Consider the following 17,021-nt stretch of genomic DNA (forward strand, 5'->3'; position numbering starts at 1 on the left):
GTGCAACGAACGAGATAGGGGATCTCATTTAGCGTGTGGTAAAAATGAAGATTTCTGGGACTCTACAGCCCTTGTTGAGCTCCTGGATAGCTCGTCCCTCACTTCCGGGATGACAAAGGTACTGTCATCTCCTACAGTAAGTGCAACGAACGAGATAGGAGATCTCATTTAGCGTGTAGTAAAGATGAAGATTTCTGGGACTCTACAGCCCTTTTTTGAGATCCCGGATAGTTCGTTCCTCTCTTCCAGGATGACACTCTATGCTCGGATGATGTAACACTTCATACATCATCATACAAATCAACCCAGTAACGATTAAAGCCAGTAATTAACTCATTCTTCCAGCTTCTTCGCCATTTCTTCAACTGCTTTTCTCTCTTAATGGCACTCGAAATATCATCAAAAACTTCATAATACACTAACTTTTCAACATTATACCTATCAGTAAACCCACTCGTAACATGTTGTTTATGTTGCCATACCCGTTCTTTCAATCGACTAGTGACACCCACATAAAGAACTGAATTACTTGTAGATGTCAAAATATAAACCGCGAACACGAATTATTCTCCCCCTCCCCCCATATCCACCCCACACACCACTTCTATTTCTGGATATAAGGTCATCAACTTATCAGCAAGGGCTCGTTGGGCTGCTTCTTCACCGTGGATCACATGAATACGTTTTGGTTTGTGTTCAATACCATCCACAAAAGCTAATAGGTCCTGTTGCGCGGCATGGGCAGAATAACCCGACATCTGATGAATGCAGGCATTGACTTCAACACTCTTTTTGTCGATAGAAACCTCAAGTGCTCCATCTAGTAGCTCTCGTCCTAATGTACCTTCTGCTTGATACCCAGCAAAAATGACATCGGTTCTGCTATCAGGTAACAGTGCTTTGAGATAATTCATGATTCGCCCGCCAGTACACATACCGCTTGCGGCAACAACAATGGCTGGCTCACCGCTTTTTTGCAGACGATTAATCAGTGCAAGGTGATCGCTATGATCTTCAATGGTAATACATTGGGAAAAAGATAACGGATGACGACCATGATAGACCTTGTCTTTAGCTTCTTTGGCCCACAAGTGTTGGAACTGTTGGTATTGTTCGGTAATTTTTTGCGCTAGTGGGGAATCAAGAATAACAGGAAGGGATTGCCAATTAATGGGGATCGGCTCTTTTAAGCCACAACGATAAATCGTATCCGCAATAATGTTTTCAATATCAAACAGCAGCTCTTGCGTTCGTCCCACACTAAAGGCTGGGATTAAAATCACACCACCATCGAGCAGGGAACGGTGAATGATATCAAACAGATGCAGAGCTCGCTCTTTTACACCGTGAGTGGGTTTATAGCCATAGGTACTCTCGAGCACTAGAATATCAGCTTGGCAAGGCGATTGCGGGTCGACCAACAATGGCGTATTGGTTGGGCCAAGATCGCCGCTAAATACCACCACTTGTCGATTGGGTAATTTAATCTCAATAAAGGCTGAACCTAAGATGTGGCCAGCAGGAGAAAAACGAATGGATACCGAATCAAACGATGCTAACCGTTGCTGAATCCAACAGTGATATGGCACAGGTTTGATCTGCTTTTCTATTCGCTCAATAAACTTCTGGCACTGTTTTTTATTAAGTCCAAGTTGCAGCTTTAAGCTATCTTCCAACATTAAGGGCAATAAGGCGGCAGATGCCTCGGTGGTAAAAATAGGCCCGGTAAACCCTTTAGCTAATAACCATGGAATGCGACCAATATGATCGATATGGCAATGGGTGATCAACAGCGCTTCAACGGTTGAGATATCAAACTCAATATCTAAGTTAGGGCGTGATTCTCGACCTTGAAATAAGCCACAGTCAATCAATAAGCTCGAAGTAAACCCATCTTGCTCTATCTGCAGTTGATGGCAAGAACCTGTAACGCCGTCCTTTGCTCCATGATGGATGATGTCTATTTTGTCCATATTTATCAATGTTCTTAACCTAAGCCCTTCCCTAACCAATGCGCATAGTGGCATAAGTATAGTTTGCTGCAATATCCTAAACAGAGTGCTCGGTGGTATTCACAGAATATCGGCTGATAAATAAGTTAGTTACGGTTGTGATGGTGAGGTGGGTCGAAGAAATGGGGGAGAATTGGGGGTTAGGGAAAAGAAGGAGAAGAAGGAAGAGAAGGGGAATTAGGGATTGGGGAAGAGAAGGAATAAAGGGAAAAGAAGGGGAATTAGGAATTGGGGAAGATAAGGAGGAGAAAAAAGAAAAAATGGAAGCTATGGTAAGGGAAAGAGGTGATAAAGAAAATAAGGAGAATGGGGAAACTGGTTTGTGGTGGTGCGAAAGTTTTTTTGGAGACACTTTGATTTATTACTTTTTGATTAATGTAATTTGAGTCGTTCTTTGTGATGACAAACGTATTTGAATCTACTCTCGCCTTCTCATCCCGTCTATTTTCGCTAGCCTCTTTGAGAAATCCCTTAATAGAGGCAATAACGATCAAATGAAACAACCACTTTTTATTCTTGATGCAGACCATGGTGGGATCATCAATGGTCAGTATCAAACTGCGGGAAAGCGCTCTCCTATTTGGGATGATGGCAGTCAATTATTTGAAGGGGAATTTAATCGCTCTGTCGTGGCGGGTATCAGTCAGCAGCTAACTCAGCGCAATATTAAACATCACATATTAGTACCAGAGCAGCGTGATATTCATTTGCGGGATCGTGTCCGTCGAGCGAACCGCCTTGCTAAACATTACTTACGTTATCAATGTATTTTGATCTCGGTTCATGCTAATGCTGGCGGTGGAAGTGGGTTTGAAGTCTTTACTTCTAAGGGGAAGACGCGCAGCGATGATATTGCCGATCACTTTGCTCTGTCATTTAAAGATGTATTTCCTAATAAACCGTTACGTGCGGATTTACGAGATGGGGATTATGACAAAGATCGTAGCTTTTATATTCTCAGATACACGTCTATGCCTGCGATATTAACGGAAAATTTCTTTATGGATAATGAGCAAGAGTGCAAAGAAATCTTGATGACATCAACTGGGCGGGAGATGGTGGTTAAATATCATGTGGAGGGTATCAGTAGGATTCTAGGGGCTTAGATCTTGGCTCCTGCTCTTGCATTTCCCTCTCTACCTTCCCTTCCTTCTTTTCCTTATTTTCCCTATTTCACTCCTCCCGTTCTTTTTTAAACCTCAAACTTAGGACCTTCTTTCATGAACAAACACTACATCACCATCCATGGACGTTCAAACAAACCGCCTGCTCATATTTTAGAAGATAGCTGGCTACGAGCGATTAACGATGGCAGAAAACACGTTAACCAACCTCTTATCAATAAATCGCAGTTTTCAATGGCTTATTATGCTGATGTGTTTTATCAACAGCCGCTGTATTTTGATCCTGAGCCTTATCTTCCTTCTCTTCCTAAGCCCTCCCCCCTAGAACCTTCTTTTCCTTCTCTTCCCTTTCTTCCTTATCTACCTGATATACCTAGCAATCACTCCCCTATTCCACTAGCAGTCGATGAAGATCATTTGTCGGAGATGATGGAGCAAAGTAAGTGGCGTTTGGATAATCATTTCTTTGAGCCATTATTGTCTGAATTTGGTGTTTACCGAGCGCTTAATTATCTCTCTAAGCCGTTATTGCGTTATTGGTTAACGGATGTGTACCGTTATTTTCATAACCCGACTTTTGCTTTAGAAATCGAAAAGCCTTTAATAAGATTACTCCAAGAATATCGCCATCACAGTATTACTCTTATCAGTCATTCATTGGGGACGGTGATTGCTTATAACGTATTACAGAAGCTTGCAGCACAGCGAACGACGCAAGATATCACCATTGATAAGTGGATTACTTTAGGCTCGCCATTGGGTTTGGCTTCGGTGAAAGCGCAACTTAAGCGAAATCTACAAGGTTCGTTGGCAGTTCCTGAGAATGTATTAGCTTGGCACAATTACAGTGATAAACGGGATATTGTTTGTATTGATGGGGATTTGGCGGATGATTTTGCGAAGAATAATTCAGGAGTGAGTGTGCAGGATTTTCAGGTTGTGAATGCGTATCCGGGAAATCCGCATAAGAGTTATGGGTATTTAAGAGTAGCGAGTAGCGAGTAGCGAGTAGCGAGTAGCGAGTAGCGAGTAGCGAGTAGCGAGTAGCGAGTAGCGAGTAGCGAGTAGCGAGTAGCGAGTAGCGAGTAGCGAGTAGCGAGTAGCGAGTAGCGAGTAGCGAGTAGCGAGTAGCGAAATTCTTGGACATATTCATTTTTATGTCAATACATTATTTCTCGAAACTCGCCCTCGCGAAAACTCGAAATCTAGTCACTCGCTGACTAATTACTCGCCTTCAAATACGCTTTAAAATCTTCACCAAGATCTTTATGACGCATACCGTATTCCACGAACGCTTTTAGGTAGCCTAGCTTATCGCCACAGTCGTGAGACTTACCGCTCATATGGAAAGCTTCAACGGTCTCTTCTGCCATTAGCATATCAATAGCATCGGTTAGCTGAATTTCATCACCAGCACCAGGAGGGGTAATCGCAAGCTTATCCCAAATTTTATGAGATAGAACATAACGACCAACAACGGCTAGGTTTGATGGCGCATCTTTAACCGCAGGCTTTTCAACCATGCGCGTCATTGGGCAAGACTCACCAGCTACAAGCTCAGTACCGTTGCAATCTACTACGCCGTATTTAGATACATCGCTCATTGGCACAGGTTCTACCATAATCTGGCTTGCCCCTGTCTCTTCATAGCGCTGTAGCATAGCTGCTAGGTTTTCTTTGCTTTGATCGGCGGTGTATTCATCCAAAATCACATCAGGCAGTACTACAGCAAATGGCGCATCACCCACAAGCGGTTTAGCACACAATACTGCGTGACCTAAACCTTTAGCATGACCTTGACGCACGTGCATCACAGTCACATCTTTTGGACAGATATTTTGCACTTCATCAAGAAGCTGACGTTTAACACGCGCTTCAAGGGTGGCTTCTAGCTCAAATGAAGTATCAAAATGGTTTTCAATCGCGTTTTTAGATGAGTGAGTAACTAGCACAATTTCTTTGATGCCTGCGTTTACACACTCGTTAACGATAAATTGAATTAGCGGCTTATCTACCAAAGGAAGCATTTCTTTTGGGATAGCTTTAGTTGCAGGCAGCATACGGGTGCCAAGGCCTGCTACTGGGATAACGGCTTTTTTAATATGAGTTTTCATGAAAATTAATCGGCTCCGAATAAATCGCGAGTATAGACTTTATTTGCAACATCTAATAATTCTTCTGCCATGCGATTAGATACAATCACATCGCAAGTTTGTTTAAACTCACTCAAGTCATCAATAACCAAGGAGTGGAAGAACTCTTTTTCTTTTAGGACTGGCTCATAAACAACAACTTCAATGCCTTTAGCCTTAATGCGCTTCATTATACCTTGAATGCTAGAAGCTCGGAAGTTATCAGATCCTGACTTCATAATAAGACGGTAAATACCTACGCGCTTAGGGTTTTTAGCAATAATGGAGTCTGCAATAAAATCTTTACGAGTTGTATTTGCATCAACAATGGCACCAATGATGTTATTAGGTACATCTCGATAGTTGGCACGAAGTTGCTTCGTATCTTTTGGCAAACAGTAACCACCATAACCAAATGATGGATTATTGTAATGATTACCAATACGCGGGTCTAAACCAACGCCTTCGATAATTTGACGAGCATCTAAACCATTAGTTGCAGCATAAGTATCAAGCTCATTAAAATACGCTACACGCATCGCTAAATAAGTATTAGAGAATAACTTAACCGCTTCAGCTTCTGTTGAGTCTGTAAATAAAACAGGAATATCTTGTTTAATTGCACCTTCAACTAATAGGTTAGCAAATACTTCTGCGCGTTTACTACGCTCACCTACAATAATGCGAGATGGATATAAGTTATCGTACAGTGCACGGCCTTCACGTAAGAACTCAGGAGAGAAAATAATATTTTCGCAACCAAATTGATCTTTAATCTGCTTAGTATAACCAACAGGAATCGTAGATTTAATTATCATTACTGCATTAGGATTAATTGCCATAACATCTTTAATAACAGCTTCTACTGATGAAGTATTAAAATAGTTATTTTCAGTATCGTAATCTGTTGGAGTAGCAATAACCACATACTCAGCATCTTTATACGCTAACTCTTTATCTAAAGTTGCAGTAAAGTTTAACTCTTTATTTTGAAGAAAATCTTCAATTTCCTTATCCACTATTGGAGAGATTTTATCATTAAGTAATTTTACTTTTTCTTCGATAATATCTACGGCAATAACCTCATGATGCTGTGCTAAAAGCATAGCATTTGACAGGCCAACATAGCCTGTACCTGCAATAGCGATTTTCATTTAAATACTATCCTTAATGAAATTAACTATTTCATCTTTAACAAAAAAAGGAGTTTTAACAAAAGGTACTGGTACAAAATCATAAGCTTTAGATATTATGTCTGCTGTTGATTTAAAATCAGATAGTAATAATGCATGATGATTATCAGTCATATATGTAGAGATATCAGATTGATGCTTGTCTACACGTTCCATATTAGGCACAACTATAATTTTTTTATTTAATTCTAATAATCGATATATTGATCCAGCACCCGCATGAGTAATAATTAAATCAGCATCATTATAAAATTCATCAATGTTTGATGAAAATTCAAAATAATCTGCATTTTTAGGTTTATACTTTCCTTGAGCAATTTGGAATACAAAATTAAAACCATCCAATTTAATTATTATATCATCAACATTCTTTATAAGTTCATCGAATGATGTAGTACCAACTGTAACAAAAACGTTCATAACATACCTGAATATATTGCATTTGGATAGATATCTTTTAATGATTCATTTTGAATGTAAAATCTATCGGACAAATAATACATACATTTACCTGTCAAAGACTTAGTTGTGAACCTTGACCATGTCTCTATATGAATGACTTTTATGCCAAAAGTTTTAAAAAACAGTGCTGTTAATATCGATATACCAGGTCCAGTAGAAATAATACATTTAATATTATTTTCTTTTTTTATTTTAAACAGAGTTTTTAAAATTTTAATTGGACCTAAATTTGTCAATAATTGAAAATGGCTATCTTTCTCTCTTAACTCACCACAAACATAGTGTCGACTAGACCATTCTGGTTGTACTTTAAGATCTGAGATAGTTACTATATCAAAATCACCTAAGTCATCTAATAATATTTTGGCAAGACGATTTGCCTGAGCATTGTGCCCACCAATACCAAAACTAAATAAAACAGCTTTATTTGAATACATTGATTAATATCTCTTGAACTTTACTGCGAGCATATAACCTTTTCACAAGATCAATATTATGCTCTCTCTTATAGTAATCATAATCAGGTACTAAATCTAATTTTTGACAAATAGAATCAGAACTAAAAGAATCCATTAAATTAATATCAAAACCATTTGATTGTAGTTCCTGAAATGCTGGTATTTTTGAAAGAATAACAGAAACGCCACACGCTAAGGCTTCAATTGGAACTAACCCTAAACTTTCACTTTCTGAAGGATAAATTAAACAATCAATACTTCTATACCATTTAGCCAATTCACTTTGAGACTTTGCCTTTTTAAACTTAACTCTATTTTCAATGTTTAAATTTTTTGATAAATTTTCAAGATTTGAAAGCTCAGGTCCTTCACCAATAATATCTAAAGTAAAATATTCAGTTTTAGCCAATGCCTCTAATACTAAGTGTACATTCTTCGAACTAACTAACCTTCCAGCATAACCTAATTTATATTCAAATTTTTCTTTAGTGGGAGATGGATAGAATATATTACAGTCTACACCACCGGAGGGATAAACGACTACATCACTATTTAACGTAAAGTTAGCATTTATAAAAGTTTTATATGCTTGTGATGGAACAATAACTTTATATGCTCTTTTTAAAATTAATTTCGATAAAAAAACTTTATTCTAAAAAATGTAGATGATGTCCCATCTAATTTCTTAATATCACCACCATGGACATGTATTACAATCCTCGTCCTTTTATAAAAAAAACTATATATCAATAGAGGAATTGATACATGAGATACATAGTGTGCATATACATAATTATAATTACCGAGAAATAATTTACTCAATGTTAAAATATAAAACTTTAAATAATTATTTAATTTATCAAATACATTCTTACTTTTCTTATTAATTACAACTCGATCAATTGTTAATGAATTATCGATTAAAACTGATTCGCAATTTTTCACAAATGTACCTAGAAAAGGAAACTCAGCACTAGGATACATATTAGATATAAGTAGTATAGTCATTTACTTTTTTGTATAATTTAAGTATTTTGGATGAAAATTAGTTATTAATCTACCGAAGAAATTAATATATGGAATAAATAATGGATATGTAGATGGAGAATAAAAACCTTCTGATTTTAATTCACGCTCAAATTTAGGAGTAGACATCCATATTTTTTGAAAGGTTTTATATGTTAATGTATCCTTTGCGTTTTGCTGAACCAAAATACTGAAGATATATCTAGATGCAAAAACAGGTACAATAGTTTTAAAAATACTATTCATACAAAGACTTGCTGTTGTTATATAGCGCAGGCCTCTCCCATATAAAAATTCAAAATAAGTTACCTTTTGTAATTCATCCAACTCATAAATATTTTCAATAACTTTATGAAAATCATTAACAACTAGAGTTCTTAGTTTCTCATCTACTTTACAGTACCTTGCTTCGAGTAGTTTTTCAGCAGTTAAATTGCCAGTAGTAAACGTTGGAAATAGTTTTAATAACTCACCTTTTTTACCACTATGCGTCATATAAACACCTCGTTGTAAGACGTCTCCTAAATAACCATCGAGAGCAATATACTGATCAGCTGAATTGAAGTTAACATATTTATAATTTTCATAAAATTGAGAATTATAATTTTTTACACTACCATCGAAAAGATAACTACACATTTTTTCTGTTGATTCAGATATGATATTATCTTTAAAACCAAAGGATAAATGATTTACATTCTTTTTATGAGCTAGTTTTTTTCCATTAATAACATCAAGAGACGTCTCTTGACCCCAAGTATATGTATATTTAGTATTCGATTCCATAAAAATAAGACGAGAATCAAACCCAGCAGATAACGCTGTAGACAATGAATTATTAGGGAAACAACTTATCAACTTATTTGTTAACTCAACGATATCACATACCGACTTACCATCATCATTTATTTTAAACCCAATATTATTATATGTAATTATACCATTATTAATTTCAAATAAATCTCCAGGTATAATTTTAAAAACATCGTCATACTTAGTATGATTATAAAACATATGACCTTGCTGTTCTAATATATTAGAATAATCATAATTGATCATATTAGAGGAAAAGTCTCTAGTAGATGGTGAAATTCTCATAACACCTTGATTAAGCGAATAATAATGAGGTGTTAATCCAAATGGATCTGAAAAGATCACTGCTTGCTTATGATCATAATAACCTGCAATAAAAACACCAGCAACTAGGCTATCCACTATATCTTTAATATTATTATTTTCTAAATCAGCAAATAGTTTTTCAATATTATTTAATTCATAGTCTGAATTTATAAACCATCCAGCAACAAACAGTAACTTATTATCTTTTTCATATAATGGTGTTTTGTTCTCCCATAACTTATGATCAACAAACATTTCAACGCTATTATCTAAAAATGAAAACTTTATACGAGATTTAGATTTCAATAATTCAACTTCTGAAAAATAGGGACATTCAACATTAAAATAGATGTGACTCATTTGATCATAAACCTTCTTATATAATGGTTAACGATAAGCATTCTAAACAAGTATCCGATAATTATACTAACGCAAAGAATAATAATAGCAAGTAATCCGGACCTGATACTTGAAGTGTCTAATATAAAATATATTGAGCTAAAAAGGACAAAGACTATAGCATTTATGATTAAAGAAAGCCTTTCCATACCAATCATATTTATCATAGTTGTCTCAGGAATTGATAGCTGACCTATATATATAAACAACGCTATTGCTATAGTTAAAAATAACACATGCCATAATAACATATCATTTACAACAAAGACGATATAAGCATATACAAGCAATGTTGAAATAAACATTATAATTGAAGTCTTAATCCTAAAAGATTTTATATACCAATAATATTGTTTTATATTTTTTTCAATTAATGCATCTTTAATCTCTTTTATTTTAAAATTAAATATAGCTCTCGGAAAGACAGATACTATACCAACAACAGAAACAATCAATGATATGATTTTAGTAATTTCATTAGACGCTAGATTATTTGACATGATAGGAAGAAAAAAAGAATCCCAGATGAAATTAAATTTGAATATCCAATAATAGCAGATTCTTTATTTGAGATTAGTTCAAAATTTGATGATTCCTCATTTAAGATGAACTTAAATATTAATCCTACTAGGATGTATACATACGATATTATAATAAAATTAAAATCAAATATAAATATAGTTGATACAATCCCGATAAATAAAGAGCCTTCATATAAACATCCGATCATAAATTTCTTTCTTAGAATTAATTCATTTCGAAAAATCTGATTTAGGCCAATCCCTAACGATAACAGTATTACAGATATTAAACCCCAATTAACTTCCTTATCAAATATAAATATAAATATGAATATAAATGGCAATGATATTATCATAGATTTTATTGATAATATTAGCAGTTGAATTATAGATAATTGCGATTCGTTTTTTATAATTAATATCGAATATCCAGCAGATCCAATCATTGATATAATGATAGCGAAAGAATATAACGAAGAAAAATCAGCGAATTGTAAGTTAGTGTATAGATGAGATAATATAAAGAAAACTATAACTCTACTTGCGCCAGGTGCAACTACAAATATTAATGAATACAATTTATCTAGTTTCATATTTTTTAGGTACTATATAATAAATTATTGAACTTATAAAAAACCCAAATATAACAACTAACGTGAATTTAAAAACAATAAAAACATATAAATCCAATCCCTCTCTTGTCATAAAGAAAATAAATGGGATAGACATATATCCAATTACCTTTAAAATTAAAACTTTACTTAATGTAAATATATCAATAAATTTTAAAAATAAGGCGCCCATTATATAAACAAGAAAATATCCATAGCGTCCAAACATAACCATACTTGAACCTAACATGGTAGGAGCCATATTTAAATTTCCACTTAACCCCAATATATGTGTTGTAAAGTAATAAGAATTATTCATAATTACAATCGGTTTATCTGGCCATAGGAAACGAGGAATAAAACCAGAAAATTGATTAATAAACAAATTAAAACCTTGAATTATCGGGTTATAATCTGTCATGTAGTAGTTCACAGCTATCGATTGAAAATCAAGAGGTGAAAATGAATCTGCAGTATATGATAAAATTAAAGCAACTATATCATTAGTGTCAAAATTAGCTAATGACAATGAATATCTAGCAAAAACTAACATATTCATAACTATTATAACAAGTACACCTAAGAATAGCATTCGTGTCACTTTTAACTTACCATTTTGATAAGCAATAAATGTTATAGCGACTAAACCTGCAGCTAAAATATTTCTTGAACCTCCAACAATAAAAAAATACATTAGACCACATATAATTGCAGATATATATGCTTGTTTTATATTGTTCTTTAATGAAAGAAGTATTATTGCGGGAATAAAAGCAAACATCGCCATTAAATAAAATCCACTTCCTGAATTTTCAGTAAGACGATTAGCATAATCACCGCCAAAGGTGATTCCATTTTTAGAGATATAACCAAAGCACCCTAAAGCAAATAAAATATAAAACATCATCAGTAGTATTTGATATTTTAATATAGATAGAGACAATTCATTTGATTTTTTATCTCTATCGATTTTTATAAAAGAAACAACCAGAAAATATGAAATAAAACCGACTAAAGAATAAATTAACCCTATATGGTAGATTGTTTCTGAAACTTTAGGATATACTTCACTTATCTCCCCTCTTAATAAATATAATGGATAACCAAGAAAATGTGATATATATATGAATATACCACCAATTCCACAACCAGAAAAACCTACATTTCTTAATAAGAAAGTAAGAATTAATGTTGCACAAGCAACGATTGCAAGAGACTCTATAATAATCAAAAAAGACCTATTATGTTAAGTATAGTATTTAAATGTTCATATCATGCTGTTTAATATAATCATTTGTTGACTTCTTTAGCCAAACCGTTATACGCCAAATATAACTAATCGCTATAAAATAAACAGCAAACAAAGCTAAGAAGGCAATAAACATGGTTGACTCAGCCACACCACTTAAATCAGCCCAAATGCCTATACCAGCGCAAATACTTGCCATAAAGCAAATAATAAATAAGGTCATTAGTGGCGATAAACCAATACGCTGACAAATATGATGTAAATGTTCACGATCGGGTTTAAATGGTGAATGGCCTTTACGAATACGACGCACCATAATGGTTGCCATATCCATTAGTGGAATCGCAATCAACCATAGAGCGGTAACAGGTTTAAACGCAATTACTTCTGGTTCTTGAGTACCACGGATCAGCATCCATACTACAGAAAAACCAATAAACATGCTGCCAGCATCACCCATGAACACTTTAAAACGGCGACCCAGAGGGAAACCTAAGTTGAGCATAATATAAGGAATCAAAGCAGTAACAATTAACAAGCAAACTGTCGCTAAATAACTGTTGCCGCTAATGTAGAATACAGTACCAAGAGCGGTAAAGGTTACAGATGCTAAACCACCGAGTAGACCATCAATACCATCGACCATATTAAAGGCATTAATCGCACCGATAACGGCAATAATAGTAATAATACTACCAGCGATCTCACCAAGAGCTATAGTTTCACTGCCCATCAAATAACCAAAGTTATGTAGGCTATGCTGACCGATTAAGATCATAGCAAGAGAAATACCCGCTTGAACCACTAAACGAATTTTGAAGCTGATATCAAAATAATCATCTAACGCACCCAAAACAATTAAGATTGCAGCACAAGAAAGGTACAGTTGCAGACTTGGTGCCATTGGAAGGTAAAGAGTAAAGCCTACCAATAAGGATAAATAAACTGATATGCCCCCTACTAGAGGGATAACACCTTGATGTAGCTTGCGAGCATTCGGCTTATCCACCAAACCAATTTTTTTCGCCACTTTGCGCATAATAAATAATGTGACGAAAGACATTATAAACACAAATAAATAAGCATTATTCATATAGTAGCCAACATATAAATTAAGTTTCGAGTTTCGAGTTTCGAGTTTCGAGTTTCGAGTTTCGAGTTTCGAGTTTCGAGTTTCGAGTTTCGAGTTTCGAGTTTCGAGTTTCGAGTTTCGAGTTTCGAGTTTCGAGTTTCGAGTAGGATTAAATAATTTAAAAGAAGATAGTCAAGAGAATTAAATAACTATTGATATAACCTATTTTTTAATTTTAAGCTTGATTCGTTATTTAGATACAAAAATGCTACTTACAAAGTTAGACTCTATAAGTAGCAATATAATCAATTGTGAGTACCAGAAATATATATATCTGCACTCGTAATCGCGAAACCCGCTAAGTTATGTCTTACTTCTTATCGCTCTCATACGCATAGTTATAATAACCATAACCGTATTGACCGTAATAACCGCTTGCTTTGCGAACCACTGCATTAAGAATAAAGCCTTTAATCTCAATACCATTTTGTTCAAAGCGCTGCTTAGTTACTTCAATCTCTTTAATTGCGTTCTGACCAAAGCGTCCAACAAGCAATGTTGTACCCGCATGAGCACCAACAATTGCCGCATCGGTTACTGCCAGAATTGGTGGAGTATCAACCACAACCATATCGTAATTAGCCGATGCCCAGTCTAATAACTCTTTCATGCGAGGATGCATAAGAAGCTCTGATGGGTTTGGTGGAACATCGCCACGACCAATATAATCTAGGTTTTCAACACCCGGTTGCTTGATGATTTCATTAATATTTTTCTGACCGCAAAGGAAATCAGATAGGCCCGGCTTGTGCGATACCGACATCTGACGTTCCATTCGGCCCTTACGCATATCGGCATCGATAACCAGTACACGTTGACCCGCTTTCGCGATTACGGCAGCCATATTAGCAGAGACAAAGGACTTACCAATGCCTGGACTTGGACCCGAAATCATTAAAATATTGTTCTTCGCTTCCATCATAGCAAAGTGCAAACTGGTACGAAGACTACGCAGAGCTTCAACAGAAAGATCGGCAGGGTTAGATACTGCTAATAAGGTATCTTGAATTGTTAGTTGCTTTTTACTCTTCTGCTTTTTCTCTAATTCCATCTGCCAATCAGACATAGGAATCGAAGCGTAAACAGGAAGACCAATCGCTTCAATCTCATCAGGATTTTCAACCCCTTTATGGAATGCTGCACGTAAAAGCGCAATACCAACTGCTAACATACCGCCAAGCAATGTCGCTAATACGACGATAAGCGATTTCTTCGGTTTAACGGCAATGCTTGCTGCTTGCGCTTTATCTAGAATACGAACGTTACCAACAGTACTAGCTTTAACAATGCTTAGCTCTTGTACTTTATTAAGTAGCTGCACATAAATTTGCTGGTTTACTTCCACATCACGCATTAAGCGCAGAATTTCACGTTGCGTCTTCGGTAGCTTCTCAACACGCTTACTTAAACGTGCTTTCTCTGCCAATAATGTTTTACGTTTATCAAGCAGTGAAATATAAGCCGGGTGCTCTTTAGTAAAGCGTTGTGAAATATCACTCTCTTTAAACGTTAGTTCGTTAAGTTGAGCTTCCACACCAACCATAGTATCTAGTGCCGCTTTGGCTTCTAGGTTTAAGTCCACCGATTCATTGGCTTGACGGTAACGGTTTAACTTATCTTCTGCTGCCATTAATTGAGATTTGATATCTGGCAGATGCTGTTTTAAGAACGCTAAACTGTTTTCCGCTTCAGCAGAGTTACGCTCTACGTTCTGAAGAAAATAGTTTTGGCTAATATCATTTAAGATAGCTGTAATATCTGCTTTATTAGGGCCGGTTAGGGATAGCTGAAGAATACCCGTTTGCTTGCCACGTTCAGAAACGGCAAGATTACGCTGTAGATTCTGAATCGCATCCAAACGGCTAATTTTGCTTACTGTAAAGCTATCGCCATTTTGTGCATTTAAGTCAGTTACAAACAGACGGTAATCACCTTGTTCAGCTAACTCACCCACTTTGCCCTTTAGTACTTCTTTACCTTCGCTATCGGTTAAGGTGTAAGTACCTTGTTTGGCATCATCAACAGTAAGCGTAAATGATTTTGGCTCAACATAATCTGGTACGATAAAGCGAGAGATATGAGCCGCAATTGATTCGCCTTGTAAACGCGCAAGACCTGCACCAATCACAGGCATGTAATCTGGCGTCACTACCGTAGTTAAATTTAATTTATCAACGGTTTTACCTAGTACCATGCGAGATTTGATGATCTCAATTTCTGTAGTCGCGGTAGAGTCAGATGAAAACATCTCTGACATTTCGCCACCTAACATGGCAGACATACCCGAGCTTTTGGATTCAACTTGAATTAAAGCATCGGTTTTATAGATTGGTGTCGCCAGCATCGCATAAGCAATACCAATAACCGCAAAAATGAAGGTAATTAAAATGATATTCCAGCGGTTATCGACCAAAATACCAAACAGTTTCCCCAGATCGATTTCATCTGAGGCTTGGCTCGTGGGATTATTTGTAGCGCTCATAAGGGTCCGTAATAATAGAGATATCGTGTCGAGTTATCGAGTTATCGAGTTATCGAGTTATCGAGTTATCGAGTTATCGAGTTATCGAGTTATCGAGTATCGAGAAACGAATAACAAATATCGAGTGTCAAGTATCGAGATTATGTTATGTGCTGAGAACGGTAACGGATATAACCACCAATCATTTTACTAATATCATGCAGTTCAGTAATAAGTTTATTGGCCGTTTTTTCTTCTATATATAAAAGATCACGAGCAAGCATTACTTGAGTCAGTAATTCTCCACATGATCCCTTAGCTATATATAAAAATTTCACATTATCTTTAGCTGTTTTACGTTCAGCACCTTCAGCAATATTTGATGGAATAGAAATAGCTGATCGTGAAATCTGATCTTTAAGTGCGAAATTATTAAAGTGCTTAACTAAATTACAAGTCGTTAAAGCAACCTGATAACTACGCTGCCATACCTCCAATTTCATATATTGCATATCTTCTCCCTAAGATAACGCCTAATCTCGTAACTTGTAATCTTACAATCTCGTATTCTCGTATTCTCGTATTCTCGAAAACTAAATTAATTTAACTTCTTCGCCCAAGCTTCTGCCGCTTGATCAATCAAGGTATATGCATGATCAAAAGCTTCTTTGCTTAAACGATAAGGATCGGGAATGTCCTGCTGACCAATCCATTGACCAAATAGCATGGTTTTACCACGAGCTTCTGGAGCAATATTGATTACCGCTTCTATATGACCCTTTTCCATCACTAAAATAAGATCATAATCGCGAGCAAGCTCGCTAGTTAACTGCTGAGCTTGATGGTCTTCTAATGAGTAACCATGTTCTTCGGCTACCGCTGCCGCCATTTTGTCAGCAGGTTTACCAGAAAGACCACTTTTAGCCGTACCGACACCAGCAGAGCGTACGGTTTTGTTCGGTATTTTAGTTTGTAAGATGCGTTCACCAGTTGGCGAACGACAAATGTTGCCGACACAGACAACGAGAATGTTATTAAACATAAGAATACATTTAGGTAGTGAAATTGATACTAGGTGCTAGGTGCTAGGTGCTAGGTGCTAAAGTTTGAGCCGATACAATC

Annotated in this window: 16 protein-coding genes; 3 read left to right on the forward strand and 13 right to left on the reverse strand. The window is 35.9% G+C overall.

Annotation, left to right across the window (positions count from 1 at the left end; all coding sequences use genetic code 11):
- Positions 1-281: 281 nt before the first annotated feature.
- Both WAX86_RS10745 and WAX86_RS10750 read right to left on the reverse strand, forming a co-directional pair.
- Positions 282-560, reverse strand: a complete 279-nt coding sequence (locus tag WAX86_RS10745; protein WP_068946652.1) for a GIY-YIG nuclease family protein — start codon at positions 558-560, stop codon at positions 282-284.
- A 3-nt stretch (positions 561-563) separates the two neighbouring features.
- Positions 564-1,973, reverse strand: a complete 1,410-nt coding sequence (locus tag WAX86_RS10750) for an MBL fold metallo-hydrolase (protein WP_341488781.1) — start codon at positions 1,971-1,973, stop codon at positions 564-566.
- A 92-nt stretch (positions 1,974-2,065) separates the two neighbouring features.
- On the opposite strand from WAX86_RS10750, the gene WAX86_RS10755 reads away from it, so the two are divergent.
- The 3 genes from WAX86_RS10755 (at position 2,066) to WAX86_RS10765 (ending at position 4,141) form a co-directional block, all read left to right on the forward strand.
- Positions 2,066-2,398, forward strand: coding sequence for a hypothetical protein (locus tag WAX86_RS10755; RefSeq protein ID WP_341488782.1), 333 nt, complete (start codon positions 2,066-2,068; stop codon positions 2,396-2,398).
- Between the two features lie 108 nt (positions 2,399-2,506).
- Entirely contained in the window at positions 2,507-3,118 is a 612-nt protein-coding gene (locus WAX86_RS10760) for an N-acetylmuramoyl-L-alanine amidase (RefSeq protein WP_341488783.1), read from the forward strand.
- A 114-nt stretch (positions 3,119-3,232) separates the two neighbouring features.
- Positions 3,233-4,141: a hypothetical protein gene (locus WAX86_RS10765; protein ID WP_341488784.1), complete on the forward strand. Its 909-nt coding sequence runs from the start codon at positions 3,233-3,235 to the stop codon at positions 4,139-4,141.
- 215 nt (positions 4,142-4,356) lie between these two features.
- Here WAX86_RS10765 and galU read toward each other — a convergent pair whose 3' ends face one another.
- The 11 genes from galU to WAX86_RS10820 all read right to left on the reverse strand — a co-directional run bounded on the left by galU (position 4,357) and on the right by WAX86_RS10820 (position 16,941).
- A complete protein-coding gene (gene galU, locus WAX86_RS10770; protein WP_341488785.1) occupies positions 4,357-5,250 on the reverse strand; it encodes a UTP--glucose-1-phosphate uridylyltransferase GalU in 894 nt (297 codons plus the stop codon).
- A gap of 5 nt (positions 5,251-5,255) precedes the next feature.
- Complete coding sequence (locus WAX86_RS10775) at positions 5,256-6,422, reverse strand: nucleotide sugar dehydrogenase (RefSeq protein WP_341488786.1); 1,167 nt, start codon at positions 6,420-6,422, stop codon at positions 5,256-5,258.
- The gene (pssE, locus tag WAX86_RS10780) at positions 6,423-6,881 is read right to left on the reverse strand and encodes a PssE/Cps14G family polysaccharide biosynthesis glycosyltransferase (RefSeq protein WP_341488787.1); all 459 of its coding nucleotides are present in this window, start codon (positions 6,879-6,881) and stop codon (positions 6,423-6,425) included.
- Entirely contained in the window at positions 6,878-7,360 is a 483-nt protein-coding gene (gene pssD / locus WAX86_RS10785; RefSeq protein WP_341488788.1) for a PssD/Cps14F family polysaccharide biosynthesis glycosyltransferase, read from the reverse strand. Before pssD ends, pssE begins: the two co-directional genes overlap by 4 nt.
- Positions 7,347-8,009: a glycosyltransferase family 4 protein gene (locus tag WAX86_RS10790; RefSeq protein WP_341489381.1), complete on the reverse strand. Its 663-nt coding sequence runs from the start codon at positions 8,007-8,009 to the stop codon at positions 7,347-7,349. The genes pssD and WAX86_RS10790 overlap by 14 nt, the downstream gene beginning before the upstream one ends.
- 380 nt (positions 8,010-8,389) lie before the next feature.
- Positions 8,390-9,886, reverse strand: a complete 1,497-nt coding sequence (locus tag WAX86_RS10795) for a hypothetical protein (protein WP_341488789.1) — start codon at positions 9,884-9,886, stop codon at positions 8,390-8,392.
- 1,139 nt (positions 9,887-11,025) lie between these two features.
- Complete coding sequence (locus tag WAX86_RS10800) at positions 11,026-12,288, reverse strand: WzyE family oligosaccharide polymerase (RefSeq protein WP_341488790.1); 1,263 nt, start codon at positions 12,286-12,288, stop codon at positions 11,026-11,028.
- Positions 12,289-12,316: 28 nt separating this feature from the next.
- Complete coding sequence (wecA, locus tag WAX86_RS10805) at positions 12,317-13,399, reverse strand: UDP-N-acetylglucosamine--undecaprenyl-phosphate N-acetylglucosaminephosphotransferase (RefSeq protein WP_341488791.1); 1,083 nt, start codon at positions 13,397-13,399, stop codon at positions 12,317-12,319.
- 349 nt (positions 13,400-13,748) lie between these two features.
- Positions 13,749-15,920, reverse strand: coding sequence for a polysaccharide biosynthesis tyrosine autokinase (locus WAX86_RS10810; protein WP_341488792.1), 2,172 nt, complete (start codon positions 15,918-15,920; stop codon positions 13,749-13,751).
- 140 nt (positions 15,921-16,060) lie between these two features.
- A complete protein-coding gene (locus WAX86_RS10815; protein WP_109374830.1) occupies positions 16,061-16,411 on the reverse strand; it encodes a four helix bundle protein in 351 nt (116 codons plus the stop codon).
- 86 nt (positions 16,412-16,497) lie between these two features.
- Positions 16,498-16,941, reverse strand: coding sequence for a low molecular weight phosphotyrosine protein phosphatase (locus WAX86_RS10820; RefSeq protein WP_341488793.1), 444 nt, complete (start codon positions 16,939-16,941; stop codon positions 16,498-16,500).
- Positions 16,942-17,021: the final 80 nt, after the last annotated feature.

This window comes from Photobacterium damselae subsp. damselae, from assembly GCF_038086725.1.
GTDB classification, from domain to species: domain Bacteria; phylum Pseudomonadota; class Gammaproteobacteria; order Enterobacterales; family Vibrionaceae; genus Photobacterium; species Photobacterium damselae.

Bases quoted from the DNA above. Each gene is read 5' to 3' on its own strand.
- WAX86_RS10795 (WP_341488789.1), bottom strand. From the start codon at position 9,886: ATGAGTCACATCTATTTTAATGTTGAATGTCCCTATTTTTCAGAAGTT.
- WAX86_RS10750 (WP_341488781.1), bottom strand. From the start codon at position 1,973: ATGGACAAAATAGACATCATCCATCATGGAGCAAAGGACGGCGTTACA.
- galU (WP_341488785.1), bottom strand. From the start codon at position 5,250: ATGAAAACTCATATTAAAAAAGCCGTTATCCCAGTAGCAGGCCTTGGC.
- wecA (WP_341488791.1), bottom strand. From the start codon at position 13,399: ATGAATAATGCTTATTTATTTGTGTTTATAATGTCTTTCGTCACATTA.
- WAX86_RS10820 (WP_341488793.1), bottom strand. From the start codon at position 16,941: ATGTTTAATAACATTCTCGTTGTCTGTGTCGGCAACATTTGTCGTTCG.
- WAX86_RS10815 (WP_109374830.1), bottom strand. From the start codon at position 16,411: ATGCAATATATGAAATTGGAGGTATGGCAGCGTAGTTATCAGGTTGCT.
- WAX86_RS10810 (WP_341488792.1), bottom strand. From the start codon at position 15,920: ATGAGCGCTACAAATAATCCCACGAGCCAAGCCTCAGATGAAATCGAT.
- WAX86_RS10775 (WP_341488786.1), bottom strand. From the start codon at position 6,422: ATGAAAATCGCTATTGCAGGTACAGGCTATGTTGGCCTGTCAAATGCT.
- WAX86_RS10760 (WP_341488783.1), top strand. From the start codon at position 2,507: ATGAAACAACCACTTTTTATTCTTGATGCAGACCATGGTGGGATCATC.
- WAX86_RS10765 (WP_341488784.1), top strand. From the start codon at position 3,233: ATGAACAAACACTACATCACCATCCATGGACGTTCAAACAAACCGCCT.
- pssD (WP_341488788.1), bottom strand. From the start codon at position 7,360: ATGTATTCAAATAAAGCTGTTTTATTTAGTTTTGGTATTGGTGGGCAC.
- pssE (WP_341488787.1), bottom strand. From the start codon at position 6,881: ATGAACGTTTTTGTTACAGTTGGTACTACATCATTCGATGAACTTATA.